This window comes from Hyphomicrobium sp. NDB2Meth4 (genome assembly GCF_900117445.1).
In the GTDB taxonomy this organism is placed as follows: Bacteria; Pseudomonadota; Alphaproteobacteria; order Rhizobiales; family Hyphomicrobiaceae; genus Hyphomicrobium_A.
Window position 1 is genome coordinate 737,047 of the sequence record NZ_FPEJ01000001.1, and the last position, 26,240, is coordinate 763,286.

At 63.0% G+C, this 26,240-nt stretch carries 28 protein-coding genes; 17 read left to right on the forward strand and 11 right to left on the reverse strand.

The features are described 5' to 3' along the window. Positions 1-4: 4 nt before the first annotated feature. Positions 5-400, forward strand: a complete 396-nt coding sequence (locus tag NDB2M4_RS03475) for a VOC family protein (RefSeq protein ID WP_072370113.1) — start codon at positions 5-7, stop codon at positions 398-400. A gap of 19 nt (positions 401-419) precedes the next feature. Here the strand turns inward: NDB2M4_RS03475 and NDB2M4_RS03480 are convergent, their stop codons facing one another. Together NDB2M4_RS03480 and NDB2M4_RS03485 are read right to left on the reverse strand one after the other, a co-directional pair. After that, positions 420-677, reverse strand: coding sequence for a hypothetical protein (locus NDB2M4_RS03480; protein WP_072370116.1), 258 nt, complete (start codon positions 675-677; stop codon positions 420-422). Positions 678-812: 135 nt separating this feature from the next. Continuing rightward, positions 813-1,349, reverse strand: coding sequence for a DUF2244 domain-containing protein (locus NDB2M4_RS03485; RefSeq protein WP_083555723.1), 537 nt, complete (start codon positions 1,347-1,349; stop codon positions 813-815). Between the two features lie 30 nt (positions 1,350-1,379). Between NDB2M4_RS03485 and nth the strand changes: the two genes are divergently transcribed. Next, positions 1,380-2,171 (forward strand): endonuclease III, encoded by a 792-nt coding sequence (nth, locus tag NDB2M4_RS03490; protein WP_072370119.1) that lies wholly within the window; start codon positions 1,380-1,382, stop codon positions 2,169-2,171. Between the two features lie 395 nt (positions 2,172-2,566). Further along, a complete protein-coding gene (locus NDB2M4_RS03495; protein ID WP_280173523.1) occupies positions 2,567-4,225 on the forward strand; it encodes a putative bifunctional diguanylate cyclase/phosphodiesterase in 1,659 nt (552 codons plus the stop codon). Between the two features lie 18 nt (positions 4,226-4,243). Here NDB2M4_RS03495 and hisF read toward each other — a convergent pair whose 3' ends face one another. From hisF to hisA, 3 genes are read right to left on the reverse strand one after another with little or no spacing between them, the layout of a single operon-like run. Further along, positions 4,244-5,023: an imidazole glycerol phosphate synthase subunit HisF gene (hisF, locus tag NDB2M4_RS03500; protein ID WP_072370125.1), complete on the reverse strand. Its 780-nt coding sequence runs from the start codon at positions 5,021-5,023 to the stop codon at positions 4,244-4,246. 34 nt (positions 5,024-5,057) lie between these two features. After that, entirely contained in the window at positions 5,058-5,489 is a 432-nt protein-coding gene (locus NDB2M4_RS03505) for a nuclear transport factor 2 family protein (RefSeq protein ID WP_072370128.1), read from the reverse strand. 53 nt (positions 5,490-5,542) lie between these two features. After that, positions 5,543-6,280, reverse strand: coding sequence for a 1-(5-phosphoribosyl)-5-[(5-phosphoribosylamino)methylideneamino]imidazole-4-carboxamide isomerase (gene hisA, locus NDB2M4_RS03510; protein ID WP_072370131.1), 738 nt, complete (start codon positions 6,278-6,280; stop codon positions 5,543-5,545). 152 nt (positions 6,281-6,432) lie between these two features. Here hisA and NDB2M4_RS03515 point away from each other — a divergent pair, with 152 nt between their 5' ends. Together NDB2M4_RS03515 and NDB2M4_RS03520 are read left to right on the forward strand one after the other, a co-directional pair. Then, on the forward strand, positions 6,433-6,741 hold the full coding sequence (locus NDB2M4_RS03515) for a hypothetical protein (RefSeq protein ID WP_072370134.1): 309 nt from the start codon (positions 6,433-6,435) through the stop codon (positions 6,739-6,741). Between the two features lie 165 nt (positions 6,742-6,906). Continuing rightward, on the forward strand, positions 6,907-7,269 hold the full coding sequence (locus tag NDB2M4_RS03520) for a hypothetical protein (RefSeq protein WP_072370137.1): 363 nt from the start codon (positions 6,907-6,909) through the stop codon (positions 7,267-7,269). 375 nt (positions 7,270-7,644) lie between these two features. Here NDB2M4_RS03520 and hisH read toward each other — a convergent pair whose 3' ends face one another. From hisH to hisB, 3 genes are read right to left on the reverse strand one after another with little or no spacing between them, the layout of a single operon-like run. Next, entirely contained in the window at positions 7,645-8,298 is a 654-nt protein-coding gene (hisH, locus tag NDB2M4_RS03525; RefSeq protein ID WP_072370140.1) for an imidazole glycerol phosphate synthase subunit HisH, read from the reverse strand. A gap of 2 nt (positions 8,299-8,300) precedes the next feature. Next, positions 8,301-8,816 carry a DUF2628 domain-containing protein gene (locus NDB2M4_RS03530; RefSeq protein WP_072370143.1) on the reverse strand — a complete coding sequence of 172 codons (516 nt, stop codon included), beginning with the start codon at positions 8,814-8,816 and terminating at the stop codon, positions 8,301-8,303. A gap of 26 nt (positions 8,817-8,842) precedes the next feature. Continuing rightward, positions 8,843-9,439, reverse strand: coding sequence for an imidazoleglycerol-phosphate dehydratase HisB (gene hisB / locus NDB2M4_RS03535; protein ID WP_072370146.1), 597 nt, complete (start codon positions 9,437-9,439; stop codon positions 8,843-8,845). A 125-nt stretch (positions 9,440-9,564) separates the two neighbouring features. Here hisB and hslV point away from each other — a divergent pair, with 125 nt between their 5' ends. The 5 genes from hslV to NDB2M4_RS03565 all read left to right on the forward strand — a co-directional run bounded on the left by hslV (position 9,565) and on the right by NDB2M4_RS03565 (position 15,928). Next, the gene (gene hslV, locus NDB2M4_RS03540) at positions 9,565-10,146 is read left to right on the forward strand and encodes an ATP-dependent protease subunit HslV (RefSeq protein ID WP_072370148.1); all 582 of its coding nucleotides are present in this window, start codon (positions 9,565-9,567) and stop codon (positions 10,144-10,146) included. Positions 10,147-10,176: 30 nt separating this feature from the next. Continuing rightward, on the forward strand, positions 10,177-10,500 hold the full coding sequence (locus NDB2M4_RS03545; RefSeq protein WP_072370151.1) for a DMT family transporter: 324 nt from the start codon (positions 10,177-10,179) through the stop codon (positions 10,498-10,500). A gap of 17 nt (positions 10,501-10,517) precedes the next feature. Further along, positions 10,518-11,579 carry a hypothetical protein gene (locus NDB2M4_RS03550; RefSeq protein ID WP_072370155.1) on the forward strand — a complete coding sequence of 354 codons (1,062 nt, stop codon included), beginning with the start codon at positions 10,518-10,520 and terminating at the stop codon, positions 11,577-11,579. Between the two features lie 56 nt (positions 11,580-11,635). Beyond that, positions 11,636-12,952, forward strand: a complete 1,317-nt coding sequence (gene hslU, locus NDB2M4_RS03555) for an ATP-dependent protease ATPase subunit HslU (protein ID WP_072370158.1) — start codon at positions 11,636-11,638, stop codon at positions 12,950-12,952. Between the two features lie 666 nt (positions 12,953-13,618). Then, entirely contained in the window at positions 13,619-15,928 is a 2,310-nt protein-coding gene (locus NDB2M4_RS03565; protein ID WP_072370163.1) for a TonB-dependent receptor, read from the forward strand. Positions 15,929-15,984: 56 nt separating this feature from the next. Here NDB2M4_RS03565 and NDB2M4_RS03570 read toward each other — a convergent pair whose 3' ends face one another. Then, positions 15,985-17,049: a dipeptidase gene (locus NDB2M4_RS03570; RefSeq protein WP_072370166.1), complete on the reverse strand. Its 1,065-nt coding sequence runs from the start codon at positions 17,047-17,049 to the stop codon at positions 15,985-15,987. Between the two features lie 121 nt (positions 17,050-17,170). Beyond that, positions 17,171-18,439, reverse strand: coding sequence for a hypothetical protein (locus tag NDB2M4_RS03575; protein WP_072370168.1), 1,269 nt, complete (start codon positions 18,437-18,439; stop codon positions 17,171-17,173). 301 nt (positions 18,440-18,740) lie between these two features. On the opposite strand from NDB2M4_RS03575, the gene NDB2M4_RS03580 reads away from it, so the two are divergent. The 7 genes from NDB2M4_RS03580 (at position 18,741) to NDB2M4_RS03610 (ending at position 25,717) form a co-directional block, all read left to right on the forward strand. Continuing rightward, positions 18,741-20,492, forward strand: coding sequence for a cation:proton antiporter domain-containing protein (locus NDB2M4_RS03580; protein ID WP_072370171.1), 1,752 nt, complete (start codon positions 18,741-18,743; stop codon positions 20,490-20,492). Between the two features lie 105 nt (positions 20,493-20,597). Next, on the forward strand, positions 20,598-21,941 hold the full coding sequence (locus NDB2M4_RS03585; protein ID WP_072370174.1) for a hypothetical protein: 1,344 nt from the start codon (positions 20,598-20,600) through the stop codon (positions 21,939-21,941). Positions 21,942-22,150: 209 nt separating this feature from the next. Beyond that, positions 22,151-22,354 carry a hypothetical protein gene (locus NDB2M4_RS19910; RefSeq protein WP_139247074.1) on the forward strand — a complete coding sequence of 68 codons (204 nt, stop codon included), beginning with the start codon at positions 22,151-22,153 and terminating at the stop codon, positions 22,352-22,354. Positions 22,355-22,490: 136 nt separating this feature from the next. Continuing rightward, positions 22,491-23,699, forward strand: a complete 1,209-nt coding sequence (gene rlmN / locus NDB2M4_RS03595; protein WP_139247075.1) for a dual-specificity RNA methyltransferase RlmN — start codon at positions 22,491-22,493, stop codon at positions 23,697-23,699. A gap of 5 nt (positions 23,700-23,704) precedes the next feature. Continuing rightward, positions 23,705-24,136, forward strand: a complete 432-nt coding sequence (locus tag NDB2M4_RS03600; RefSeq protein WP_139247076.1) for a hypothetical protein — start codon at positions 23,705-23,707, stop codon at positions 24,134-24,136. A gap of 244 nt (positions 24,137-24,380) precedes the next feature. Then, positions 24,381-24,884 carry a hypothetical protein gene (locus NDB2M4_RS03605; protein ID WP_072370183.1) on the forward strand — a complete coding sequence of 168 codons (504 nt, stop codon included), beginning with the start codon at positions 24,381-24,383 and terminating at the stop codon, positions 24,882-24,884. A 119-nt stretch (positions 24,885-25,003) separates the two neighbouring features. Continuing rightward, the gene (locus NDB2M4_RS03610) at positions 25,004-25,717 is read left to right on the forward strand and encodes a hypothetical protein (RefSeq protein ID WP_072370186.1); all 714 of its coding nucleotides are present in this window, start codon (positions 25,004-25,006) and stop codon (positions 25,715-25,717) included. A 35-nt stretch (positions 25,718-25,752) separates the two neighbouring features. Here the strand turns inward: NDB2M4_RS03610 and NDB2M4_RS03615 are convergent, their stop codons facing one another. Then, the gene (locus tag NDB2M4_RS03615; RefSeq protein ID WP_072370189.1) at positions 25,753-26,004 is read right to left on the reverse strand and encodes a hypothetical protein; all 252 of its coding nucleotides are present in this window, start codon (positions 26,002-26,004) and stop codon (positions 25,753-25,755) included. Between the last annotated feature and the right edge of the window lie 236 nt (positions 26,005-26,240).

Below are 26,240 nucleotides of genomic sequence, written 5' to 3' on the forward strand. Positions count from 1 at the left end.
CCGCGTGGCTAAGCCGATCCACATGATGGTGCGTGTTCTCGACGAGGCCCGCAGCGTCGACTTCTACAACAAAGCGTTCGGCCTCGAGATTTCTCAGCGCGCCGATTTCCCCGACTTCACCCTCATCTACATGAAGGGCGCGCAATCGCCCTTCGAAGTGGAGTTGACCGTCAACAAGGGCCGCACCGAGCCTTATGTGCTCGGCGACGGCTATGGCCACATCGCTTTTGCTGTCGACGATCTCGAAGCGGAGCACGCGCGCATCAAGTCCGCCGGCCTCACGCCGAAGGACATCAAGCAGATGACGCATGATGGAAAGCCGTTCGGAAAGTTCTTCTTCATCGAAGATCCCGACGGCTACAAGATCGAGGTCCTGCAACGCGGCGGCCGCTTCACCTGAGCGGCCGCGTGCTGCACTCTTACCACTCGTAGTTCGACGACGGCTTCGGATAGCGGAGGCTCTTCGGAGTCTTCTGCGGCCACTGCGCACCGAGGTTACGAAGGTAAGAGGACTCGCTCGGCTGGCACCAGATGTTGCCGTAGAAGCCGAACGGCCCGTTGTACGGCTTGCAGTCGCCGCCGCTGCTGTACTGCCGGTAGCGGCCCGCGTCTGCCGAGTGAGCGCCCATCGTCAGCGCGAGCCCTGCCACCAGAGCACCTACGAATAATCCGCGCATCTGTCCCTCCGATGCATGAACTCATGCCGGTTTATCCGGCTGATCCATGGTTAGCGGAGCGAGGTTGCTTTCACGCTCGATCTGAGCTGAAGGATTGATTCAAATGCCGGGTATTTGGGAAACGAACGCCAGCGCTTAGGCCAGTGCGGCTCGTGCTTCGGCTAATGCCCCCGACAGCACATGCGAGAACTCGCGGCGCTCATCGTCGGTGAGAAATCGGGCAAATGCGAACTCGCGCCCATGTGAGGCGAGCCGCAGATCGGTGCGCCCTTGCGGTCCTTCCGCAATGAAGACGCGCACCCAGTAGGGGTTGAAGTCGAAGCTTTCCTGCTGGCCGGAAGGATGCACGCGCGTGATCGTCAGCGCCTGTGGCGTGAGGTCGATTTTCTCGTAGAGCCGTCCCGCGCGATAGTTCAGGCGAAAGGCGAGGTAGACCAGCGCAACGTCGAGCCCGAAAAAGCCGAACACCGGCCAGGCACCCTTCATCAAGAACACCATGCCGGTGATGAAGCTCACGCTGCCGATGGCGATCATCAGCACCAGAAACCCCTTCGGCCCCAGCGAGCGATGCGGATAAAGCACGGCTCGGAATTCGCCTCGCTCGCGCGAGCCCGCGCTCGTTTCTGTGCGCGGCACGATTGGCGCTTGTCTCGGATCGAGGTTTTCGCTCATCTGCCAAGCCTAGCGCGGGGAACGGCAGTTATGAAGAGGCAGGGCGGCCAAGCCGCGAAGCAACAAACAAAAGCGGCGGCGGCGAAAGCGCCGGCGAAGCCTGCCAAAGGTAAAGTGCGGCGCGACGAGCTGCCGCCTGCGACGAGCGCTAAGCGCACGCGGGGCCGCAGCCGCACGCGCCTCTCCAAAGACGCAATCCAGGAGATGTTCTCGCGCTTTCAAGCAGCCGATCCCGAGCCCAAGAGCGAGCTCGAATACGTTAATCCTTTCACGTTGCTGGTAGCTGTCGTGCTCTCCGCCCAGGCCACCGACGCCGGTGTCAACAAGGCTACGCGCGCCCTCTTCAAAATTGCCGACACGCCGGAAAAGATGGTCCGCCTGGGCGAGGATCAGGTGCGCGACTTCATCAAGACGATCGGGCTCTATCGCAACAAGGCGCACAATGTCATCGAGTTGTCTCGCCAGCTCGTCGCCAACCACGGCGGCAATGTCCCGCATGATCGTGCAGCGCTCGAAGCGCTTCCCGGCGTCGGCCGCAAGACGGCGAACGTGGTTCTGAATGTCGCCTTCGGCGAACCGACCATGGCCGTCGATACGCATGTGTTCAGAGTTGCAAATCGAACAGGCCTATCGAGCGGAAAGACACCACTCGAGGTCGAGGAGGATCTGCTTCGGGTAATTCCTGCCGAGTTCGCTCTACACGCCCACCACTGGCTCATCCTGCATGGCCGCTACGTTTGCAAAGCGCGGTGTCCGGAATGTCCGGATTGCCTCGTTCGCGATATCTGCCTTTTCGACGCAAAAACGCCGTGTCCTGACTGAGGTAAGCGCCCGGACACATATTGTGATTGCTACAAAGGTTGGAGGAATCGCTCGGCATTAACGTTCGCGGCTCGCGAAGCCCGATAAATACCGGTTAGTCGCGTCTCTCGGCGGCCAATTCCTTAACGCCGCCCGCGCCATTTGATTGAAACGCCGCGCGTTCACTTAAGTCAGCGCATACATATGACTGCGTATCGTCCTCGCATACGGGCCACAGCCTGGCATGTGGAGGGGCACAATTCTCTATGGGTAGGAAACCCACACCCAGTTGCGGTTGCAGTCCAACTAACGCCGAGCGTCAGGATCCCGCGGAGATAGCCGCCACCGACGTTCTGCTGGAGCAAAAACGGACTCTCGAGCAACTCAACGCTTGGTTCGAGCTCGCCCTGAACAATATGGTTCGCGGGCTCTCCATGTTCGATTCCGAACAGCGCCTGATTGTCTGCAACAGGAGCTACAGGCAGATCTACGAGCTTCCCGAGGAGCTGACGCAACCCGGGACGCACCTGCGAGACATCGTCCAATATCACTTGCGCCAGACCACTGGCCGCGATTGCGCGCTCGACGAAGCACGGTTCTCCGATTGGCTTTCGACGCATCTTGGCAAGCTGGCGCAGGGCCAGTCTTTCACCCAGGTGCAGAACCTCCGTTCCGGACGCACGTTGCTGGTGACGTATCAGCCGCTTGCCGATGGCGGCTGGGTCGACATTCAAGAGGACATCACCGAAAAGCGTCGCGCCGAAGAAAAGATAGAATGGCTCGCGCACCACGACGCACTGACGGGCGTCGCCAACCGCTTCTATTTTCGCGAGACCTTCGAGCACGCGTTGAAGGGACTGGGCAAAGGCTGCACGCTGGCCCTGCACTGGCTCGATCTCGACGAGTTCAAAGAGGTCAACGACACCTACGGCCATCCCATCGGCGACGCGTTGCTGAAGGCCGTCGCGCAGCGCCTTCGCTCGTGCATCCGGCGCACTGATTTTCTCGCCCGTCTCGGCGGTGACGAGTTTGCCATCATACAATCCGGGGCCGGGCGCAGCGAACAGTGCGAGCGCCTCGCCAAGCGCGTCCTTGCTGCCGTTGGCAGGCCCTACAACATTCTCGGCAACGTCATCACGGTCAGCGCCAGTCTTGGCGTCGTGCGCGCGCCCGTCCACGGACGCACGCCCGATGAACTCCTGAAGAATGCCGATGTCGCGCTGTATAACGTCAAGTCTGCAGGCCGTCGCGGATTCGAGCTATATAATCGCGACAGCAATCGCCAGATCATGGCGCAGCGGCGTCTAGAGCTGGATATTCATTCAGCCCTCAGCCGCGATCAGTTTCAGCTCCACTATCAGCCGATCCTCAGCTTGCACTCGCATAATGTCGTCAGCTGCGAGGCGCTTCTCCGCTGGGCACATCCACACGACGGCCTGATCGCCCCCACCGACTTCCTGCCCGTGGCCGAGAAGACCGGTGCGATCGTCGACATCGGACGTTGGGTTTTGCACCAGGCCTGCCGCGACGCGACGCACTGGGCGAGTGAGCTGTCTGTAACGGTGAACCTGTCGCTGCTGCAGTTCGAGAGCGGAGATCTCGCAAGCGTCGTCGAGGGCGCGTTGTCGGCCGCCGGTTTGCCGGCCAGCCGGCTCGAGCTTGAAATCAGCGAGGGGCTCATCTGCCGTGACAAAGGCCGCTTGTGCGACACGTTGCATGAGCTGCGCGAGCTTGGCGTCGGCATCACGCTCGACGACTTCGGCCAGTCCACCGGCTCATTGAGCTCGTTGCGGTCCTTCCCGTTCGACAAGGTGAAGATAGATCGCGCGCTCGTACGTGCCCATCCTGCGGGCAACGGCGACAACGCGGCAATGGTGCGCGCCGTCGCTAGCCTCGCTGACGACCTGGGCATGGGCACGGTGGCGGAAGGCGTCGAGACCATTGACGAGCTGAATACTGTGACGCGTGCAGGCTGCAAGCGCGCGCAAGGCTTCTACATCGGTCGTCCGGTCCCGGCGGCCGAGCTTGGCGCGGTGCTGATGGAATGCGCGCAGCGGCACACCTGCGCAGCCTGAGATGACGTGCGGCGCCGCTCAGCTGGCAGGCCGCACCGCGATGCCCGCTTCGGCCATGTGCTGCTTGGCTTCGCCGATCGTGTAGGTGCCGAAGTGAAAGATCGATGCGGCAAGCACCGCACTCGCGTGCCCCTGCGTAATCCCCTCGACCAGATGATCGAGATTGCCGACGCCGCCTGACGCGATCACCGGGATAGTCACCGCGTCGGAGATCGCCCGCGTCAGCTCCAGATCGAAACCGGCTTTCGTGCCGTCGCGATCCATCGAAGTCAGCAGGATTTCGCCCGCACCAAGTTCGGTAACTTGCCTTGCAAACTCTATGGCATCGATGTCCGTCGGCGTGCGCCCGCCGTGTGTGAAGATCTCCCACCGCGGCGTCTCGCCCGGTTGCGAGACACGCTTGGCGTCGATGGCGACGACGATGCACTGAGCGCCGAACTTCTCGGATGCTTCTTTGACGAACAGCGGATTCTTCACCGCCGCGGTGTTGATCGACACCTTGTCGGCTCCCGCATTCAGCAGTTTGCCGATGTCCTCGATCGTGCGCACGCCCCCGCCAACGGTCAGCGGCATGAAGCACCGCTCGGCCGTCTGCTCCACCACGTGGAAGATGTTGTCGCGATCCTCATGGCTCGCGGTGATGTCGAGGAAGCAGAGTTCATCAGCCCCTGCAGCATCGTAAGCCGCGGCCGCTTCGACAGGATCGCCCGCATCGATCAGGTCGACGAAATTGACGCCTTTGACGACACGGCCGTCCTTCACGTCGAGACAAGGAATGATGCGGGTTTTCAGGGTCATTTTGGCCTTCGTCGTGGGATTGTATCGAGACCCCCTACTGGGGTCGTTTGAGCAGCGCTGCAAATGTAGCCAGTGCGGCAGCGTCTTGATAGACCTCGAGCCTGCAGATTCGGTCGCCCGAGAACACGATGACGTTGCGGCTGGTGGCACTGTGACTCATGCCCGTTTGCGGGTCGCGCCATGTGAACTCGAAGTTCGCTCTCGCCTGATTGCCTGAAAGGCTGAAGCTCACCAGCTTGATGTCGATGTCGCTCGTATCTCGTAGGCCGGCGAGACGGAGGAGATAGGCCTGCCGGCCGGTGATGGTCCTGGGACCATTATTCTCGCCACCCCAGTTCGAGAAGTATGTCAGATCCTCGGTATACATCTCGCGCAGAGCGGCAAGATCGCGTCGATTCCAGGCCGCTTCCGCAGCCAGGACGACTTCGAGCGCACGTTCCTTTGTGATCGATTCTCGCGATGTCATGCACCGGCCCAGGCCATCTGAGTAAACAGGCTACCGTGCGTTGACGAGCCCGGCTAGCTTCCCGCTCCCGCGGCCAGCAACGCCAGCGCTTCGCCTGCATCAAGACGCCCGTCATAAAGCGCCCGTCCGCTGATCGCACCCTCTAACATCGCGTATTCCGGCTGCAGCAGCGCCTTCACATCGTCGATGGAGGCAAGCCCGCCCGACGCGATCACCGGGATGCTCGTCGAACGCGCCAGCTTCGCCGTCGCTTCGAGGTTGAGGCCCTTGAGCACGCCATCGCGCTCGATGTCCGTGTAGATGATCGCCGACACACCGGCATCTTCGAAGCGCTTCGCCAGTTCCTCCGCGGTCAGCTCGGACGTTTCCGCCCAGCCTTCGACGGCCACTCTTCCGCCCTTGGCATCGATGCCAACCGCGATCCGCCCCGGATATTCGACGCAAGCCCGTCGCACCAGCTCTGGATCGCGCACGGCGATCGTGCCCAAGATCACCCGGTCGACGCCGCTGTCGATCCAGTTCGCAATCGTCTTGATGTCGCGAATGCCGCCGCCGAGCTGCACGGGCATTTGCACCGCATCGAGGATGGCATCGACCGCTGCCGAATTCACCGGCTTGCCGGCAAAGGCGCCATTGAGGTCGACGATGTGCAGGTACTTGAAGCCCTGTTCCTCGAAGGTGCGCGCCTGCGCTGCCGGATCGTCATTGAATACCGTGGCGGCATCCATTTCGCCCAATTTCAGGCGCACGCATTTGCCGTCTTTGAGATCGATCGCGGGAAAGAGGATCACTTGCGGTGGCTTCCTGTCGGTTCGCCAGCCGGATAGAAGATGCTGGCCATCAGTTCGCTGTTATTGCGAGCGATAGAAGTTTTGTGGCCAGATAAGTCAAGGCCACGTCCGCCACCCTAGTAACCGCGAGAGCGATCACCCAAGTCACTGCCATGGCCGTTGCGTTCCTCAATAGTGTTCCGAAGGCGCTTGCCCGCCGCCCGCTCACCGAGGCGGATGCCGTCGACATCTGGATCGCCCGTTGGCTGCGTATTCGACGCAAGGACCTCGTACGACGCTACGGCTGCGATCCGCGTCGCCTCTATGAAATTTGGGAAGGCGTGCGCTTCGCCGCCGCCCGCGCTAAGGCCCTCGAAGTGTTCGAGGAACGCTATCCGGGCTTGATGGATCGCGTCGATTTTGGCCCGCACCAGCGCCACCCACGCGACGGCCATCAGGGTCAGCTTTCGCTCTTCGAATGACACTGCCGCGAGTAGAACAACGTAGAACAGCATGAGAACAAATGCTGGACACCGCCACTGAATCGTGCGATGTTCTCCCTACGTTCGCAGCGCCGCAAATGCAGCGCAATCAGACCCCAGTATCGCGTCTCTCCCCTCACAGATCCAGCTCAGAGAGACACCGCTATGCGCACCCTCATCATCTCCTACGACCTGGCCCAGCCACACCGGAACAAGCACATCCTTGCGCAGCAGATCATGGCTCTCGGTCATTCGTGGGCCCGCCCGCTCGAGCAGACCTGGTACGTGAAGACAGACGCCCGCGAGGAAGAGATTGAGGCGCAGCTGCGCGGCATGCTCGACCCCGATGACGGCCTCCTCATCCAGGCGACCCGCGATGAGGCGGTCATGACCAACACCGCGCTGCGCTGGTTCCGCCAGCGGCGCGCCGGCGTCGAAACCGGTGGCGACACCAATGTCATCGCCTTTCCGATGCCCCAACCTTTCGTCGACGATCAGCAGGAGCTGCCCCTCGCCGAAGCTTGTTGAGTTTGCGTCTCTAGTAGCTGTTGCGTCCCCTAGTCCCGCGTCCCTGCGTTCTCTCAGTCCGCGTATCTCAGTCCAAGTCTCCCCCTCCGGTATTGCGTGAGGCGCCCGGCCCGATCCGTTCCCCCGGATCGGGCCTTTTTCGTTGCCGGGAGTGGAGCTCCTGCCGGCTTCGCCAGCACGAGGGAAGTGGACCAGTGAACCGCGGCCCTCTTGGACGCGAAGCGGCAAGGGCGCACGGCGCCCCGATCGTCCGAGCGTTTAACGGTGAGGACGTGAATCGGCGGCGCAAAGCGTGGCGCCCCGGCGCGAGCGCCGGCCCTCAGCAGAGCAACACGCGCATTGAGTGCGAGCCGCCGTAGCTTGTGCCAGTAAAAACTACACCTTCCACTTCAGGAAGTTCGCGATCAGCTTCAGCCCCAGCGTCTGGCTCTTCTCGGGGTGGAACTGCGTGCCCGCCATGTTGTCCCGGGCGATCATCGCCGTCACCGGCCCGCCGTAGTCTGTCTCGGCCACCACCGACGCGCGATCGTTCGCGACGAAATGATACGAGTGCACGAAGTATGCGTGCAGTCCCTGAGGCCCGGTCGGAATGTCCGCCAGCAGCGCGTGCGGCGTGATCACCGTCAGCGTGTTCCAGCCCATGTGTGGGATCTTCAGGCTCGCATCGTTCGGCTCGATGTGGCGCACCTCGCCGCCAATCCAGTCGAGCCCCTGCGTCACCTCGAATTCGAGCCCGCGAGTCGCCATAAGCTGCATGCCGACGCAGATGCCGAGGAACGGCCGCCCCTTGCCGCGCACTGTCTCTTCCAGCGCTTCGCGCATACCGGCGACCGCTTCCAGCCCGCGCTTGCAATCGGCATATGCGCCGACACCCGGCAGCACGACGCGATCCGCCGTCGCGACCACCTTCGGATCGTTCGTCACGTTGATTTCGGCATCAGCCCCACACTCACGTGAGGCGCGCTCGAAGGCCTTGGCCGCGGAGTGAAGGTTTCCCGAGCCGTAATCGATGATGGCAACGCGCTGCATTTCTAAGCTTCAGTCCCAGCCGGTGCGCGATCCCCGCGCTTGAACATCCCTGTGGCTTGCGCCAGCGCGGTTTGCGTCCAGGAAGGCCGTGCGCCAGAACCCACGGCGACAGTCGGCGCAGCCGGGATCTCCGTGCGCGTCGGCAGCCATACTTCCAGGAAGCGCCGCTCGCAATCTTCGCGCGAGCTACCCGACACCGTGCCGACCAGGGGCCAACCGCGACGCTCCAGCGAGGCGCTGTAGAGGTTGCCCGCCTCGAAACCGAACAGCACCTGCATGGCGAGCAATATGCCATTGCCGAGGTCGGGCGCGCCAAGTGCCGTGAACGCCCAAACGATGAGCCCGGCGAGCGCCATGAAGGCGATCAATTCCAGCCACATCCGCTTCCACAGCAGCCAGACGGCTGGCAGCAGCGCCGCCAGCCAGGAAAAGCCGTCCTTCACGAACAGCAGTTGCTCGGCGCTTTCCAGCCGATTGGCCGATGCGTTCGGCGGCTCATGCACGGTGTAGATGACCACGGAACGGCCTCACGCGAAAAGGTTCGTCAGCAGGCAAGCGTGCCCTTCGTCGAGGGTACGCGGCCCGCCTGGCGCGGATCGACTTCGCTCGCAGCGCGAAGAGCGCGCGCCAGCCCCTTATAGCAAGTCTCGGCGATGTGGTGGTTGTTGTCGCCGTAGAGGTTGGCGACGTGCAGCGTGATGCCGGCGTTCTGCGCAAACGCCTGGAACCACTCGCGGAACAATTCCGTGTCCATTTCACCGAGTTTCGGCTGCGTGAACTCCACATTCCACACCAGGTACGGCCGGCCCGAAATGTCGACCGCGACGCGCGTCAGCGTGCCGTCCATCGGCAGGTGCACGTCGGCGTAGCGGGTGATGCCCTTCTTGTCGCCGAGCGCCTTCGCCACCGCCTGTCCCAGCGTAATGCCGGCATCCTCGGTGGTGTGGTGGAAATCGATGTGCAGGTCACCCTTCGCCTTGAGGGTGATGTCGATCATTGAATGGCGGGCAAGCTGCTCCAACATGTGGTCCAGAAAGCCGACGCCGGTCGAGATATCGTACGCGCCGGTGCCGTCGAGATCGACCGTCGCGGTGATCTCGGTCTCCTTGGTCTTGCGGGAAATCGTCGCCTGCCGCTTCAAGTTAGGCCTCTTGGCTAATGGCTTGCCTCGCTGGAAACGAGCGTTTATCAGCTTGAGCCCTGCCGTTCCAGCGCCGCGGCAAGCGCCTTGCGGGCCTCAAAACCCGCCGTCTGGATGCTAATGCAATGCAAACTTCTGGTTCTTCCGCGGATGCTCCGCGCTCCTGGCACGCCACCACCATACTCACCATTCGTAAAAATGGTCGTGTGGTCATCGCTGGCGATGGTCAGGTGAGCCTCGGCGCCACCATTATCAAGGCCAATGCCCGCAAGGTTCGCCGGCTCGGCAAGGGCGACGTAATCGGCGGATTCGCTGGCGCCACGGCTGATGCCTTCACCCTGTTCGAGCGCCTCGAAGCCAAGCTGGAGCAGTATCCCGCCCAGCTCACCCGCGCCTGCGTCGAACTCGCCAAGGACTGGCGCACCGACCGCTATCTGCGCCGCCTCGAAGCCATGATGCTGGTTGCCGACGCCGAAAGCACCCTGGTCTTGACCGGCACCGGCGACGTCCTGGAGCCCGTGCGCCACGTCATGGGCATCGGATCGGGCGGCAACTATGCGCTCGCGGCGGCCCGCGCGCTGCTCGACCAGCCGCTCGACGCTGAGACGATTGCCCGCAAAGCCATGGCTATTGCTGCTGAGATATGCGTTTACACCAACGATAACCTGGTCATCGAAAGCCTGCCGTCCACGCGGCGGGACGAATAAAGACCGGTAACGCCGCAGGGGAGACGACGCATGGCGTGGATGTTCCTAATCGCCGCCGGGGCACTAGAGGTGGCGGCGACGACGGCATTTCGCTTCTCGGGCGGATTGAGCCCGAGCAGGCTCGGCTTCACGCTCACGTTTTTTGCTCTCGCCGGGCTCAGCCTCTATTGCCTCAACCGCTCCCTCGAAGGCGTCCCGCTTGGGACCGCCTACGCTGTTTGGACGGGTATTGGTGCCGCCGGCACCGCAGTCCTCGGCGTATGGGCCTTCGGCGAGGTCGCAACGCCGCAGCGCATGATGCTGCTCTTCGCCCTGGTTGCCTGCATCGTCGGCCTCAAGTTCGTCTCGGCTTGACGGCATCCTTGAGCCGCATGATCCGCGACGAGCACATCGACCTTGGCGTCGCCCAGGGCATTATCACCGCCGAGCAAGCGACCCGTCTGCGCGCACTGGCCGCTGATGCCGCCACGCCGCCGGCCGATCAATCGGCAGCTATTGACCCCGACGATGAGCGCTTCCGCCTCATCGGTGGCTTCAACGACATCTTCGTCGCCATCGGCATCCTGCTTCTCGTCTCGGCCCTCTTCGGCCTGTCGAGCACGCTCGGCTCCGGCGTTGTCTTCGCCGCGCTCGGCATGGTCGCAGCGTGGGCCCTGTCCGAGGTGTTTGCCCGCCGCCTTCGGTTGGCCCTGCCCGCGATAACACTATCCCTGATGTTCGCCTCGGCCGGCGGTATCGTCGCCTATGGCGCCGCCGCCGTGGCAATGCAGGCGACTGGCGTTCTGGCCGAGCCGACCACCTCTATGACTTGGCTGCTCTGCGGACTTGGCACCGCCCTCTCCGCAGCGCTCCACCGCTGGCGCTTCAACGTACCGATCGACACTGCCATCGTCGCTGGCGGGCTCGCCTGCGCGGTCGTCGGCGCGAGCGGCATGATCGACGCCCAGTGGACCAGCGACCATCAACCCCTGCTGCTGGCCATCCTTGGTGCCATCATCTTCGTCGCAGCCGCCTGCGTTGACGCGACTGACCCGCGACGCGTGACGCGCCGGTCCGATGTCGGCTTCTGGCTGCATCTCCTCGCCGCGCCGCTGCTGGTACAAGCCATGACGTCGCTGGTTTTCGGTCCCGCCGAAGAGCTTGGCGTCGCCAAGGCGATTGGCGTTCTCGCTCTGTTTGCCGCCTTCGGTCTGGTCGCGCTCGTGCTCGATCGTCGCGCGCTGCTGGTCTCCGGGCTAACCTACGCCGGCATCGCCATCGGCTATTTGCTTTCAGAAAGCCTGGCGAAAGATGTTTCCGTTTCCTTGACCCTACTGGGCCTTGCCGCTCTTGTGCTGCTACTCTCGGCCCAGTGGCGCCGCCTGCGCGCCGCTGCCGTCAATACGCTGCCTCTCGGCAGCTTCCGCCAATTCGTCCCACCCGCTTCCGTATAACGGAGGAAGGCGCCAGATAAGATGGCGCCCGGCGCACGACACCACAGGACCCACCGATGACCAACTTCTCCCCGCGTGAAATCGTTTCCGAGCTGGACCGCTACATCGTCGGGCAGGCCGACGCCAAGCGTGCCGTGGCGATTGCGTTGCGTAACCGCTGGCGCCGCCAGCAGCTCGTCGGGGACCTAAAGGAAGAGGTTCTGCCCAAGAACATCCTCATGATCGGACCGACCGGCGTCGGCAAAACGGAAATCTCGCGCCGCCTCGCCAAGCTCGCTGGCGCGCCATTCATCAAGATCGAGGCCACTAAGTTCACCGAAGTCGGTTACGTCGGCCGCGACGTCGACAGCATCATCCGCGATCTCGTCGAGGTCGCGCTGTCGCTCGTGAAGGACGGCAAGCGCAAGGAGGTGCGCACGCGCGCCGAAAAGAACGCCGAAGAGCGCGTTCTGGACGCCCTCGTTGGCCCCGCCGCTTCGCCCGGCACGCGAGAGTCGTTCCGCAAGAAGCTGCGCGACGGCGAGCTGAACGACAAGGAAATCGAAATCCAGGTGTCCGAGGCACCCGGTGCTGGCCTGCCGATGTTCGACATTCCCGGCGCACCGGGAGCTTCCATCGGTGCAATCAACCTCGGCGACATGCTCGGCAAGGCCTTCGGCCAGCGCATGAAGCCGCGCCGCGTCACCGTCGCCGACAGCTACGACGTTCTGATTGCCGAGGAGAGCGACAAGCTCATCGATAGCGAGACGCTGTCGGGCGAAGCCATAAGCGCCGTCGAGAACAACGGCATCGTCTTCCTCGATGAGATCGACAAGATCTGCTCGCGCTCCGATTCCGGGCGTGCCACCGGCGATGTCTCGCGCGAAGGCGTCCAGCGCGATCTCCTGCCGTTGATCGAGGGCACCACCGTTTCGACGAAATACGGGCCGGTGAAAACCGATCACGTGCTGTTCATCGCCTCGGGCGCGTTCCACGTCGCCAAGCCGTCAGACCTGCTGCCCGAGCTGCAAGGTCGCCTGCCGATCCGCGTCGAGTTGCAGGCCCTGACGCGAGAGGACTTCCGCCGCATCCTCACTGAACCGGAGGCAAGCCTCATCAAGCAGTACATCGCGCTGCTGGCCACCGAGAGTCTGAACATCAACTTCACCGACGATGCCATCGACGCGCTCGCTGACGCCGCCGTTCAGGTCAACTCGACCGTCGAGAATATCGGCGCCCGCCGCCTGCAGACGGTGATGGAGCGCGTCCTCGATGAAATCTCGTTTGACGCTTCCGACCGCGGCGGACAATCGGTCACGGTCGATGCGGCATACGTCAACGATCGCATCGGCGACCTCGCCAAGAACGCCGATCTGTCCAAGTTCATTCTCTAGCGTTCGCGGGATCTACCGACGGCCATTCGCCGCCGGACTGATCTGCATCGCTTTGTGCTCCCGCTGACACATCCCTCTGCAGGTTCGGCATGATGCAGTGCACTCGCTCTTGAACGGCGTGCAGCCGGACCGGTACTTTGGCCCGCATGGAAAGTCGAGTTCAGTTGCCGCGTAATCGACTGGCCGGAGCGTTGGCGCTTCTGGGGCTGGCGTTCTACGCGCTGCTCCTGCCCCTTCACCTCACCTCGCAATTCGAGCATCAGCTTTTCGCGGCCGAGTTCGGCTTGGCCGAACAAACAATCTGCACCACTGACGGGAGCAATGCGGCCGGCACCTCCGCGCCGGGGGCACCATCTTCCAGCTGCCCCATCTGCAAAGGCCTCGCGGCATTCCAGCTTGCTCTGGCGCCTGCGCCATCCGTCGTGGCTCCACCTGCGCACATTCATGCGCCACTAGCACTCGCCTCCCATGAGGATGTCGCGAGCGCAACGACCATCCCTGCCAGAAGCCGCGGACCGCCCGCCCAGGCCTGACCGCGTGGATCGTGAAGGCAATCCGCCAGCAGCGTGATGCTGCACGCGTGCCTCGGCCACGTCGTTCTGCGTCAAGCGTCGCAGCGCCTGTTGAAGCGCGCGCGCTCAAGTAGCGTCCCTGGGAGTAGCGTTCATGTATCGGAGTTACGGCGTACCGCTCGCTTGCGCGAGCGCGGTCGCAATCATTGCGGTAACGGCGGGTGCAACGGCATCCGCGCAAGAAGCCTCGACAGCCCTTCCGCCCGTCGTCGTCGAGCAGAAGCAGCTGCCGAACAAGCCGACCAAGAAGAAGGTGGCGAAGAAGTCGTCCGCGCAGCAATCCACCGCCGGCGATGCCAATGGCGAGGATGATCACGCCGCCATGGGCCATGGCCCCGCGGATATCGGCGTCGGCCATTCGGGCATGGCCGTGCCGCTCAACACGACGCGCGTGGACCGCAAGACCATCCAGTCGCAGGCGCCGACGTCCAGCGACACGGCAGCGATCATGAGCCGTGCGCCCGGTGGCAGCATCTTCTCTGGTGGCGGACTGTCCAGTCTGCCGGTCCTCAACGGCCTCAACGACGACCGCGTGAAGGTGCTGCTCAACGGCATGGTTGTGACCTCGGCGTGCTCCAATCACATGAACCCGCCGCTGTCCTACATCGATCCATCGCAGATCGTCGCTGCCGAAGTGATCGCGGGCGTCACCCCGGTCAGCAAGGGCGGCGACAGCCTTGGCGGCACCATCGTCGTCGAATCCGCCATTCCCGAGTTCGCCACGGGCGATGGCGTAAAGACCTCGGGTTCTCTCTCGACGTTCTATCGCAGCAACGGCGACAAGGTCGGTGTGTCTGCCACAGCCAACGCCGCGACACAGAACGTCAGCGTGGGGTACGCTGGTTCCTGGACCAAAGCCGACGACTACGAGCGCGGCGGTGACGGCGCTACGGTCCTCTCGACCCTATATCAGGCCGCCAACCACTCGCTGACCTTCGCCGCCAAGGACGCCGACAACCTGCTCGTCGTCCAGGGCACCTATGCGACGATCCCCTACCAGGGGTTCATCAACCAGCGCATGGACATGGTCGACAACGAGGCGTGGATGCTCAACGCGCGCTACGTCGGCCGCTTCGACTGGGGTCTCCTCGACGCGCGCGCCTTCTATCACAACACCAGCCACGCGATGGACATCCTCGAGGACAAGCAACCGGGTGCCATGCCGATGCGCACCGAAGGCACCGATGCGGGCTATTCGGTCAAGGCGGAGATCCCGCTTTCCAGTACCGATCTGGTCCGCATCGGCAACGAGTTCCACCACCAGGGCTTGGACGATTGGTGGCCGCCGCTCTCCGGCAGCATGATGATGGGGCCCGACACCTATTGGAACATCAATGGCGGGCGCCGCGATCGCCTCGGCACCTTCCTTGAGTGGGAGCACCGCTGGGATCGCTCATGGACCACCATGATCGGCGCCCGCAACGACGTCGTCTGGATGGATACCGGCAACGTACAGGCCTATAGCGATGCCAGCTGTCTGATGATGATGATGGGCATGTGCATGATGCCCAATCCCGACGCCGCGGCCGCAGCCGCCTTCAACAGCAAGGATCGCTCGCGCACGGACGTGAACTTCGACATCACCGCCATGGCCCGCTACGAGCCATCGGCGAACGAGGTGTACGAGTTCGGCTATGCCCGCAAGACTCGCTCGCCCAGCCTCTATGAGCGCTACTCTTGGGGTGTCGGCAGCATGGCCGCCACGATGATCGGTTGGTATGGCGACGGCAACGGCTACATCGGCAACCCTGATCTCGACCCCGAGGTGGGCCACACGCTCAGCTTCACCGCGGGCTGGCATGACAAGGCGCATCGTGACTGGATGCTGCACATCACGCCCTACTACACCTACGTCGAAGACTACATCGACGCCGACTACGTCGCCGCGATGTCCAACGCCAACTTCGTCACCCTGCGCTTCGCCAATCACGACGCACGCCTCTACGGCGTTAACGTGTCAGGCTCGGCACTGTTGTGGGAGAGCAAGCGAGACGGTCGCTTCGACGTGTCGGGCGTGGTTGGCTACGTCAACGGCGAGAACCTCGATAGTGGCGACAACCTCTATCACATGATGCCGTTCAACGTTCGCCTGGCGCTTCAGCATAGCCTCGGCAACTGGTCGAGCATTGCCGAGTTGGTTGCGGTCAGCCGCAAAGCCGAGATCAACGAGCTGCGCAATGAGCCGCAGACGCCCGGATATGCAATCCTCAATCTGCGCACCAGCTACGAGTGGCAGAACATGCGCTTCGATGTCGGCGTCGATAACGTGTTCGACCAGCTCTACTACCCGCCGCTGGGTGGCGTCGATTGGGCCGGCTACAAGGCCGGCGGTCAGGTCGGAACCATCGGGGCTGTTGCAGGCGAAGGCCGCTCCTTCAATGCCGGCGTCACAGTGAAGTTCTGACAAAGAAGGGGGTGGCGCTTCTGGCGCCGCCCCCTACGCACCTCGTGGCGGCGGCGTCAGGCTTCCCGCGCGCTCATCGCCTGCTTCAGCACCCGCGCGAAATTGCCGATCGCCAGCTTGCGGATGCTCTCATCGGCAAAGCCGGCCTTCTGCCAATAGCGAACCATCTTTTGCGCGTCCGCATAGCTCGTGATCGCCGGCCGTGCGATCGCATTCATGTCCGTGCCGATACCGGCGTGATCGATACCGATCCACTCACCCAGTTCCCACAAACGCTCCGCGTAGGCCTCCGGCGTCGCTCCTACATCCGAGCGCATCGGCCACAGCCCGACAACGCCGCCCTTGCCGGCGATCATTTTCGCCGTATCGATCGGCAACTGCCGCGCCTGCCACACCGGCATCTTCCAGTTCGGCTGCCGCGTGCGCGTCACCGACGAATGCGACCAGACCACCGGCTGCTTGGCGACCTCTAGCGCTTCGCGCACCGCCGTATCGGTGCAGTGCGCCAGATCGACGAGCATCCCCAGCCGATTGCACGTCTCGATCACCTTGCGGCCGAGATCGGTCAACCCACCGTATTGCGGACGCTCCGTCTGGAAGTCTCCCAGCGGATTTTCGATGTAGTGCACCAGCTGCACGCTGCGGATGCCGAGTTCATAGGCGTGCTCGATCGGCGCCGGATTGTCCTCGACGAATGTCGCCCCTTCGACCGTGAGCACGACGTGCGGCTCGCCTGCCACCGCCTTGTCGATGTCCTCGGGGGTGAGGACCAGCTTCAGATTCTGCTGATCGAGGTGCTGCTTGATGCGCGCAAGATCGCTCTCGAACCACGCCCCGGCTTCGCCGCGCTTGGGCTGACCATTCTGCTTGATGCCCTTTGGGGTGACGCGCAGCCATGGCACGTCCCCGACAAGCGACCACGCCACCAGCGTCGCGTTGCCGGCCGCCATCGTAGGACCTAACGGCCTCTTCTCCGGTGAAGCGCCCATGCCGAAGAAGAACAGGTGCGCGTGCATATCGCCGATGTAAATGGGCGGCGATGCCTGCGCCCTTGCAATGGGCGACAGCGCGCAGGAGGCGGCTACGGCCCCCTGTACGAACTGCCGGCGATCAATGCTCATGGGGTCTGCTGCGGTCCCGCTTAGAGTGCTTCCGGAAAAGTGGGAGCCGGTTTTCCGATAAGAAGCACGACAAATTAAAGACCTAGGGCCGGCCCGCGGTTCAATGAACCGCGGAACGGCTCTAGTTGATCACCACTGTCGCCACGTAGTCCATGGTGCGCCTGTTGTTGTTCTCGGGCAGCAGCGTGTTGATGAGGTACGAGGTAGGCGAATAGTTCTCGGCGATGCCGGCCCAGTTGAATCCGGTTCCGATCAGGCGCGCGCGCCAGTTCTGCCACATGCGGCCAGTCATGCCGACGTAGTAACTCTTGAGCCGTTCAAACCGCGGCTGCATCTCTTCGGCAACCTTGCGGTGACCAACGGACATCTTCGACATGCCGGCCGGGTTCTCGACAAAGATGCTTTCCAGCAGCGGCTTTCGCGCTTCGTCGGACAAATCCATCTGGTCGATGACCAGCATCGGGCCATCGGCAAGACCCGAGTACGTGCTGCGACCGTGCGTCGGCAGCACGTTGCCGGTCGCCTTCATCGGCTGCATCGGCATCTTGATGCACGCAGGCACGCGGCTGCCCTTGAAGGCTTCGCCGTCCTTGGCCGGATCGCAGTCGCGTAGCGACAGCAGCGCAAATACGAACTCCGAGCAGTACATATCGAGCGGCTTGCCCGAATGGCCCTGCCCGAGCGCGATCTGTCCGAACTGCTTCACGAAGTCGAGGTTCGAGCCCGGCTTGTACTTTGGTGCGTTGTAGTCCTGGTTGAAGCTGATCTGGCTTGGATAGACCTTGCCGGCGCTGGCGTTGAGGCGCGTCGCCCAAGCCAGCAGGTTGGCCTTCTGCGTATCCGTTAGATCGCGCGGACGGATGATGTGCAGGAAGTTCAGCGTCCGGTAGTGCTCGCTGGTCAGGTCGCCGCGCCCGACGTATTCGCCATCGAGCGGGTTGTCGAGATTGCGCAGCGTGCCGCCTTTGTCGACATATCCGAAACCGGTGTGGCTAATGCCCATCTGGATGTTGGGATAAGCCCCCGCGCCGCCCCACTCGGTCCGGAACGTCAGCAGGATGTCGCCGGTCTGCACCAGCCCACTCTTCCCCAACCGCGCGGCCAACCCCGATCTCTTCGCCACGATCAGGCGCAAGCCGACGTCGCCCTTGGCGTTGACGCCGTCCGGGTGCTTGAACTCTACCAGCTTATCGGAGGTGTTGAAGCTTTTTGGCAGCGGCGCCCACGCGCTTTTCGGAACTGCAAAATAGACGGGAATATTCAGTTTCTTAGCGAGGTCCGCGTTGGTCTTCTCGTTGTACGTGAACTCGGCGCCGACGGCTGTCAGCGATCCGGAAAGAGTGCATGCAACGGCGCAAGCGGTCGCCAGCGCGTTCGTTCTCAGGGACATTTTGGGCGTTCTCCCACGCAACTTATGCCCATTGCTTAGCACGGGCTAAATATCCCCCAAACTGTGTCTTCTGATTGCGGCGCCAGCACGGTGAAACCGTTAATCGCGAGCGGGAGGTTGGTGTCAGTCGAGCGCCTTCGCGCCGGACGGATCAACTGCCGCACGCCCACGCGGCACCCGAAGCAACACAGCCGCGTGAATTTAGCGCGCCCGTTCACGCGACCGTCAGCGACAGGTGGGTATCAATTTCGCTTCTCGTCCGTAATATGGGCTCTCAACGAAGAAGGAACCGCTCCGAGGAATGCCGCACGACACTCCGCTTATCACCACCATTGTTGTCGGTCTTTGCCTCGCATTTCTGCTAGGAGCCATCGCACAACGCATCCGCGTCTCCCCGCTTGTCGGCTATCTGCTGGCGGGTGTCGTGCTTGGCCCCTACACCCCTGGATTCGTCGCCGATCAGTCGCTCGCCAGTGAATTGGCTGAGATCGGCGTAATCCTTCTGATGTTCGGTGTCGGTCTTCACTTCTCCCTTAAAGACCTATGGTCCGTGCGCGCCATCGCGGTCCCCGGCGCTATCTTTCAGATCGCCGTCGCGACTGCCTTCGGCATGGGCCTCGCCAATCTTCTGGGATGGCCCCTTGGCGCAGGACTGACGTTCGGCCTCGCCCTGTCTGTTGCCAGCACCGTCGTGCTCCTCCGCGCCTTGCAAGAGCGGCGCATCATAAACACGGAGCGCGGCCGCATCGCTGTCGGCTGGCTGATCGTTGAAGACCTTGTGATGGTCCTGACGCTGGTTCTGCTGCCGGCCCTCGTGCCCCTGCTCGACGGAAGTCTGGAAAACGCCAGCCCTTTCGGCGTTACCAACATCTTCGAAACCCTCACCATCACCGTCGCCAAATTGGTCGCGTTCGTCGTCGTCATGCTGGTGGTCGGCCGCCGGGTGATCCCGTGGATATTGCACTATGTGGCCCACAGCGGTTCGCGCGAGCTCTTCCGGCTTGCGGTCCTCAGCATCGCGCTGGGATGCGCCTACGGTGCCGCGCAGCTCTTCGACGTCTCTTTCGCGCTCGGCGCCTTCTTCGCCGGCATGATCCTGTCGGAATCCGCGCTGAGCCAGCAGGCAGCTTCCGAGACCCTGCCGCTGCGCGATGCTTTCGCGGTCCTCTTCTTCATTTCCGTCGGCATGTTGTTCGACCCGGCGATTCTTTTGAACGCGCCGTTCCTGGTGCTCACCACGGTCGCCATCATCATCATCGCCAAGTCGGTTGCCGCGCTCGTCATCGTTCGCTTGTTCCGCCGCCCCTGGGTAACGGCAGCGACGATCGCAGTAAGCCTCGCGCAGATCGGCGAGTTCTCGTTCATTCTCGTCGGCCTCGGCGTCACTCTGGGGCTCATGCCCCAACTTGGCCGCGAGTTGATCCTTGCTGGCGCGATCATCACGATTCTGCTCAACCCGCTGCTATTCATGCTCCTCGATCGCATGAAGCCGTGGCTTGAAGCACGCGACGGCGCCGCCGCGGCGCCGGCAACCACTCAACCACCGCCGCAGCCGTCGCCTGCGACTGCACCGGCCGAAGGTCCAGCCCCCGCCCCGGTTGCAAGTCAGGCGAAGGCCGAAATCGAAGCCACGACGCAGGAAGGGCACACGGTGCTCATCGGCTACGGCAACATCGGTCGCTGGATCGGCGAGGCACTGGCCGCCGCCAAAATTCCGCTCGTAGTCATCGAGGAGAAAGACGCGATTGTAGAGAAGCTGAGCGCTGCTGGCATCGAAGCCCTCGCGGGCAGCGCACCGTCGGCACTGTCTGCCGCCAATCTATCGAAAGCGCGCGCACTTTTGGTCGCCGTTCCTGAAGCTTTCGAGGCGGGGCAGATCGTCGCCCAGGCCCGAGCTGCAAATCCCTCGCTCTTCATCGTCGCCCACGCCCATTCTTCCGAGGAGACCGAATATCTCTCCAAACTCGGGGCGAACGCGGTGGTCGAGGGAGCCCGCGAGATCGCCGATACCATGGTCGCGCGCCTCGTGTCAGAGGAGCGGCGCACAGCATAAGCCTTGTGCGCGCAGCTAACATATTGGCGCGGTTTCATACTTCCGTCGATTTTGCTCTGCAACAAAGGCTTCGAATCGCGTTTATTGCGTAGCGGGGCGATGAGAATGATCGATGGATATCAGAGCCTGCTGGCCAGCTTGGCCGCGGCCGCGGTCATCGCGGGTTATGCGCATAGCGCGCTCGCTGGCGAGGGCGGCTGCGCAGCCACCAACGCCGGTACCCTGAATGCCACGATCTCTGCGTCTGGTACGGCCACGCGTCAGATATCGCTCGAATCCGGCGACCTGCTGACATTTTCCGCCACCAGCGCCACGGTTGCTCTTGTCGGTGGCGAAGGCGCGCCGGCAACGCTCGTCGGCGGGACGACCACATCGGCGACCTTCAAAGCGCCGGAGGCCGGAAGCTATTCCTTCCAGTATTCCGCCGCTGTCGGCGCGGGCAGCATCCGCGTCACCTGCCTTTCTACGCAAACGGAAGCGGCAAATGCCGCCTTCCTCGAACGCCGCAAGGCGCTGCTCAACTCCCGCGAACCCGATCGGCTCCGCATAGATAGAGCGCCCACACCGATTGCCAATGGCGACAAGCCGCTGTCGAGCAACGTGTCTGTCGGCGACAACGGCCGCGCCAATGGCGTTGAGTTCTCCGTCAGCCTGTCAGAGATCACGGCGGCCGCTCAGGGGAACAAGAAGGTCGATCCTGGCATCGTCGATTTCTGGCTCGAGGGCCGGATGCAGGCCTACGACAGCAGCCTCGATACCGGCAACAACCTCAGCGTCCTCTATCTCGGCACCCGGTCGATGCTCAGCCCCGACATCATGGTCGGCGCGCTCGCCCAACTCGATCGCGGCGTCGAAACCTTCGACCAGGACACGCCCGAGATGGCGGCGCGCGGCTGGATGCTCGGACCCTACATGAGCATGAAGCTCGGTCCCGGCGTCGTGTTTGACACGCGCGCAGCGTGGGGCGAAACCGAAAACGCCGTTGCAAGCGCCGCCATCGATGACAGCCTCACCGCCCGCCGTCTTGTTCGCAGCAAGCTGACGGGCACGCGTGAGTTCGGCGGCTGGAAGGTCGCCCCCAGCGTCGGCCTCGTCTACATCGAAGATGCCCTGCGCGACTCTGCGACCAACGAGACCAAAGCCGTCGGCACCGGAAAGGTCGAGGTGCTCCCTGAAATCTCCAAGCGCTTCGCACTCGACGATCAGACTTTCATCGAGCCGCGCGCCGCGGTTGGAGCGTTCGTCGGCTTCGATGATCTGCAGGCGCTCAATCCCGCAGTCACGACCGTTGGACCGACGGATGTGCAGTTGAAAGCCGAAGCTGGGGTAGCTGTTGGCCTCAAGGACGGTGCGAAATTGAATGCAACCGGCGGCGTTGAAAGTGGAACGGCCTCGACCGCTGACAATTGGATGGGTCGGCTGCAGCTGAACGTGCCGCTCGGCAAATGAGGCGTTGCGCGACGCAACAAAGCTCCAATTTTGTCAACATCCTTCTTACGCCCATGCAATGGAAAGTTATTTTACGTGTCGCAATAGGCACGTATAGTGAGGTTGTAGGTGATTAGGAGTAGCTGCGGGTCGCTGCCATTGGCAGTTGGAATTCTCCCCCCGAACCCAGTCTCTCCCGTGGCGCTGATCTCCTGCGAAGGAGGTGACGCATGGCATGCCCGAAGATCGAAGTCCGCGGTAAGAGAGTGATCCTTCTCAGCGGCTTTCACGACGTGGTCAAAGCAGCCCGCCCCCAAGCAGTTCTCGGCGAGTGTGATGTGAAGCAGGTCGATGGTCTCCATCAGTCTGCAAGACTGCATCCCGACGCGGTTGCCTTTGGCTATGTCGCAGGACGGTGGGTTCCGGCTGCCTAGCCGGACCTGAACCGCGCTTTCATGCAGATCCCCGGGTCCCCTGGATCCGGGGATTTGCTGTATTAGGGCAGCATCGTTAGATAAGGGCAGATCTTTCGCCTGGATGCCCTCTTGGGTGTTCTCTCTTGGAATTGCCATGTCGCTCGCCCTTGAAACCACGGCTGGGGCCAACGCCGTCGTAGCCGACAAGCCGTCTCTGGCCGGGCTCACCCGTGATGGCCTGCGCGCCGCGCTGGCCGCTGCCGGAGTGCCTGAGAAGCAGCTGCGCATGCGCGTCAACCAGTTGTGGAGCTGGCTTTACGTGCGCGGCGTGCGGGACTTCTCCGAGATGACCGACGTGGCGAAGGAGCTTCGTGCCAATCTCGCCGAGCGTTATTCGCTGAGCCGCCCCGAAATCGTCTCCGAGCAGGTGTCCGTCGATGGCACGCGCAAATGGCTGCTGCGACTGCCCGCGCAAGCGCGTGATGGTCGCCCGCCCGAGGTGGAGACCGTCTACATCCCCGAATCCGATCGCGGCACGCTGTGCATCTCCAGTCAGGTCGGCTGCACGCTGAACTGCACCTTCTGTCATACCGGCACGCAGCGCCTCGTGCGCAATCTCACTGGCCAGGAGATCGTCGGCCAGATCATGCTGGCACGCGATCGCATCGGCGACTGGCCCGGCGCCACACCGCCCGGTGATGGACGCCTGCTGCCCTCCTCCGAGCGCAAGATCACCAACATCGTGCTCATGGGCATGGGCGAGCCCCTCTACAACTTCGACAACGTCAAGGCTGCCATGGAAGTGGCGGCCGACGGCGAAGGCTTATCGGTCTCCAAGCGCCGCATCACCTTGTCGACGTCGGGCGTCGTGCCGGAAATTGCGCGCTGGGGTGCTGATACGGGCACCATGCTCGCGATCTCGCTGCATGCCGTGCGCGATGAGCTGCGCGACGAGCTCGTGCCGATCAATCGCAAGTATCCAATCGCCGAGTTGCTGGAAGCCTGCCGCAACTATCCCGGCCTGTCGAACGCGCGCCGCATCACGTTCGAATACGTGATGCTGAAGGGCGTCAACGACAGCCTCGCCGAGGCGAAAGAGCTTGTGCGCCTTCTCGCCGGCATCCCGGCTAAGATCAATCTCATCCCCTTCAATCCCTGGCCGGGTGCACCGTACGAGTGCTCCGATTGGGACCAGATCGAGCGGTTCGCCGAAGTGGTCAATCGCGCGGGTTACGCAAGCCCGGTGCGCACGCCGCGCGGCCGCGACATCTACGCAGCGTGCGGCCAGCTCAAGTCGGCCAGCATCAAGCAGCGCGCTTCCGAGCGCGCCGTCCCCGCGCAGCTCGCAAGCAGCGGAGACTGAGCTTCGTGTTCTGGAGAACTGCCGGGCGCCTGCTTATCGTCATCCCGTTTGCTATGCTCGCTGCATCGCTCACCGTGATGTTCATTCTGGTGACGCTCGGGCTCGAGCGCATCACCGCCTTCCTCCATGCTGCGCCGATCGAAACGGACGATCCCGAACAGCTCTTCGCCATCATGGATCAGAGCTTGATGCTGATTGCGAGCCTCACGCTCATCCCTGCGCTTCTCGTCGTCATCGTCGGCGAGATCGCCCGCATCCGCTCTTGGATTTACTACGTGGCTGGCGGCGGCGTCGCGCTCGCGGCCATTCCCCTGCTCGCCCGCTACGGCCAGAGCGGCACCATCACCACGCCGGAGGCGCTGGTCTGGCAAATCTTCGCCACAGCGGGCTTTGCCGGCGGTTTCGTCTACTGGCTCATCGCCGGCCGCAACGCCTGATCACGATGCCACCGGACGCAAAGCCTCGCTCGGCTTGTGTCGCCCATAAACTCAGCCGCCGTCAGGCGGCCAGGCGCCAACGGCGCCCGGCGCGAGCGCCGGCTATCAGCCTGCACAGCCCCCACCGCACAGAAAGCCTCTCTCAGCTTGTGTCGCCCATTAGCCAGCCCCAGCCTTTTTCGGTTGAGCCACGCGAGCGAGGCCCTGTAAGCTCCGGCCGGGGTGGAAACCAGTGGGATTGGCCATGCTTACGCTGTTGCGCGTTCTTTTCGGCTTTGCCGTCGCCTGTCTCGTCGCCGGCGTCGCGACCGTCGCCTTCGTCGTTAGCCCCATCGAGCTGGCGAACCTTCCCGCCGAGGCCCAGCCCGAGCGCCTCACCAACGCTGGCATCCTCGCGCTCCTCGCCGCAACCCATTCAGCGCTGTTCGCTTTTCCCTTCGCGCTCATCCTCATCGGGATTGCCGAGCTGACACGCGTGCGCTCGCTTCTCTATTACGTGCTCGCAGCTACCACGATCGCGTTGGGCGGCCTGCTGGCCATCTTCCTCTATGAGGTCCCCGGCCAGCCCTCGATCCTCAACGACTACGCCGTTGCCGCCTTCGCAACTGTCGGAATCCTGTCCGGCTTCACCTATTGGCTGTTCGCCGGACGCGGCGCCGGGGGCAGGCGCAGCGGCACTACGCCCGCTGCTACGACGCCCGAACCGGACACGACAGAGGGCGACACCCCCGCGCCTCAGCCGACCTGAGCTTCCGGCAACCACCGAAAGACCAAGCCTTTTTCACGCGCAATTGTGTTGTTGCGACGCAACGAAGAGGCTACTCTTGATGAAATATCGTGTTGCGGGGGCAAGGAGAGGTTCACCGCATGCTCGACCCTGAGCTCCAGCAACGCTTCGCCCGCCAGTGCGCTGAGGCAGCGTTCGGCTACTCTGCAGCAGGCACTGCCGCATACGCTGCATTCGCCGACCAGGTGCTGAACTTCTGGTCGTCCATTCTTCAGCCTCAACCGCAGTCAACCAAGCGTGAGCTAGCGCCTTGGCAGTGGCCGGTGCCGATGCCGGCCTCCAAATCCAAAGCAGCCCCGGCAAGCAATCCTTTTGCCGCCAACCCCTTCATGTGGGCACTTCCGGGCCCGGTCGCGCCTCCGGCCCCTAAGACGCCGGCGATGCCGACCAACCCCTGGGAGGCGATGGCCCAGTTCGCCGACGTCATGAGCGGCGCTCTCACCGCCATGACAGCGGTTCCCGTCAAACCTGCAACCACCAAGGCCGACCCGATGTCGGCTTGGCTGGCGGCGTTCCCGTTCACACCGCCGACAGCCGCTTGGCCCATGGCTTTCATGATGATCTCGCAAGGCGTGCCGCACGCCGTGGCATGGCCGACCGCCGAAGCCAACGCAGCCGTCATGGATGCCGCCGAGACGGCCCGCCGGTCGATCCAGAAGGCGTTCGCCAGCTATCAGTCGGAAGGCGGTCACGCCGCCGGCGGAGGCGTCTGGCCGCCGATGGAGATGCTGACGCTCTTCACGGCCGTGCCGATGAATGTCGGCACCATGCTGACGGCAATGAAGCTGCACTGACGTAACTCGGCCGCCTCATGCGGCCGCCGTCAGGGCTAAGTCGTCTTCTTCTTGAAGCGTGTCGATTTCTTCTGGCAGTGCGCTTTGCGCTTCTTGCCGTTCTTCATCGTGATCTCTTTGTACCAAGAGCACTGCGCCATAGCCGTGCAGGCGCTGTTGTCGAGCCCCGCGCATTCGGACGGCGGCTTCTTCTCGACCTTTTTCTTCTCGTCCGCGGCGTCGGCAGCGACGCTGAACGATAGCAACACGGCGGCAGCGAGCGCGATCTGCCGAAAATGAATACGCATGAAACGATGTCCCCCGAGCCTAACGACCAATGAGAATATAACAGGAACACTCACCAAATTGAACGGGCCGAACATACCCAGCCAGCAATCTGCCGAGTGGATGATGCAATCCGAGCACATCCGCTTCCGGACCCGCCGACCTCTCCCAAGCGCGCATTTCGCGCGACAAGGTGCCCGCCGATATGGCGCAGCTGTGCGGAATGCCGTACAGGGCGGTGCGCTTATTGAACTCGCAG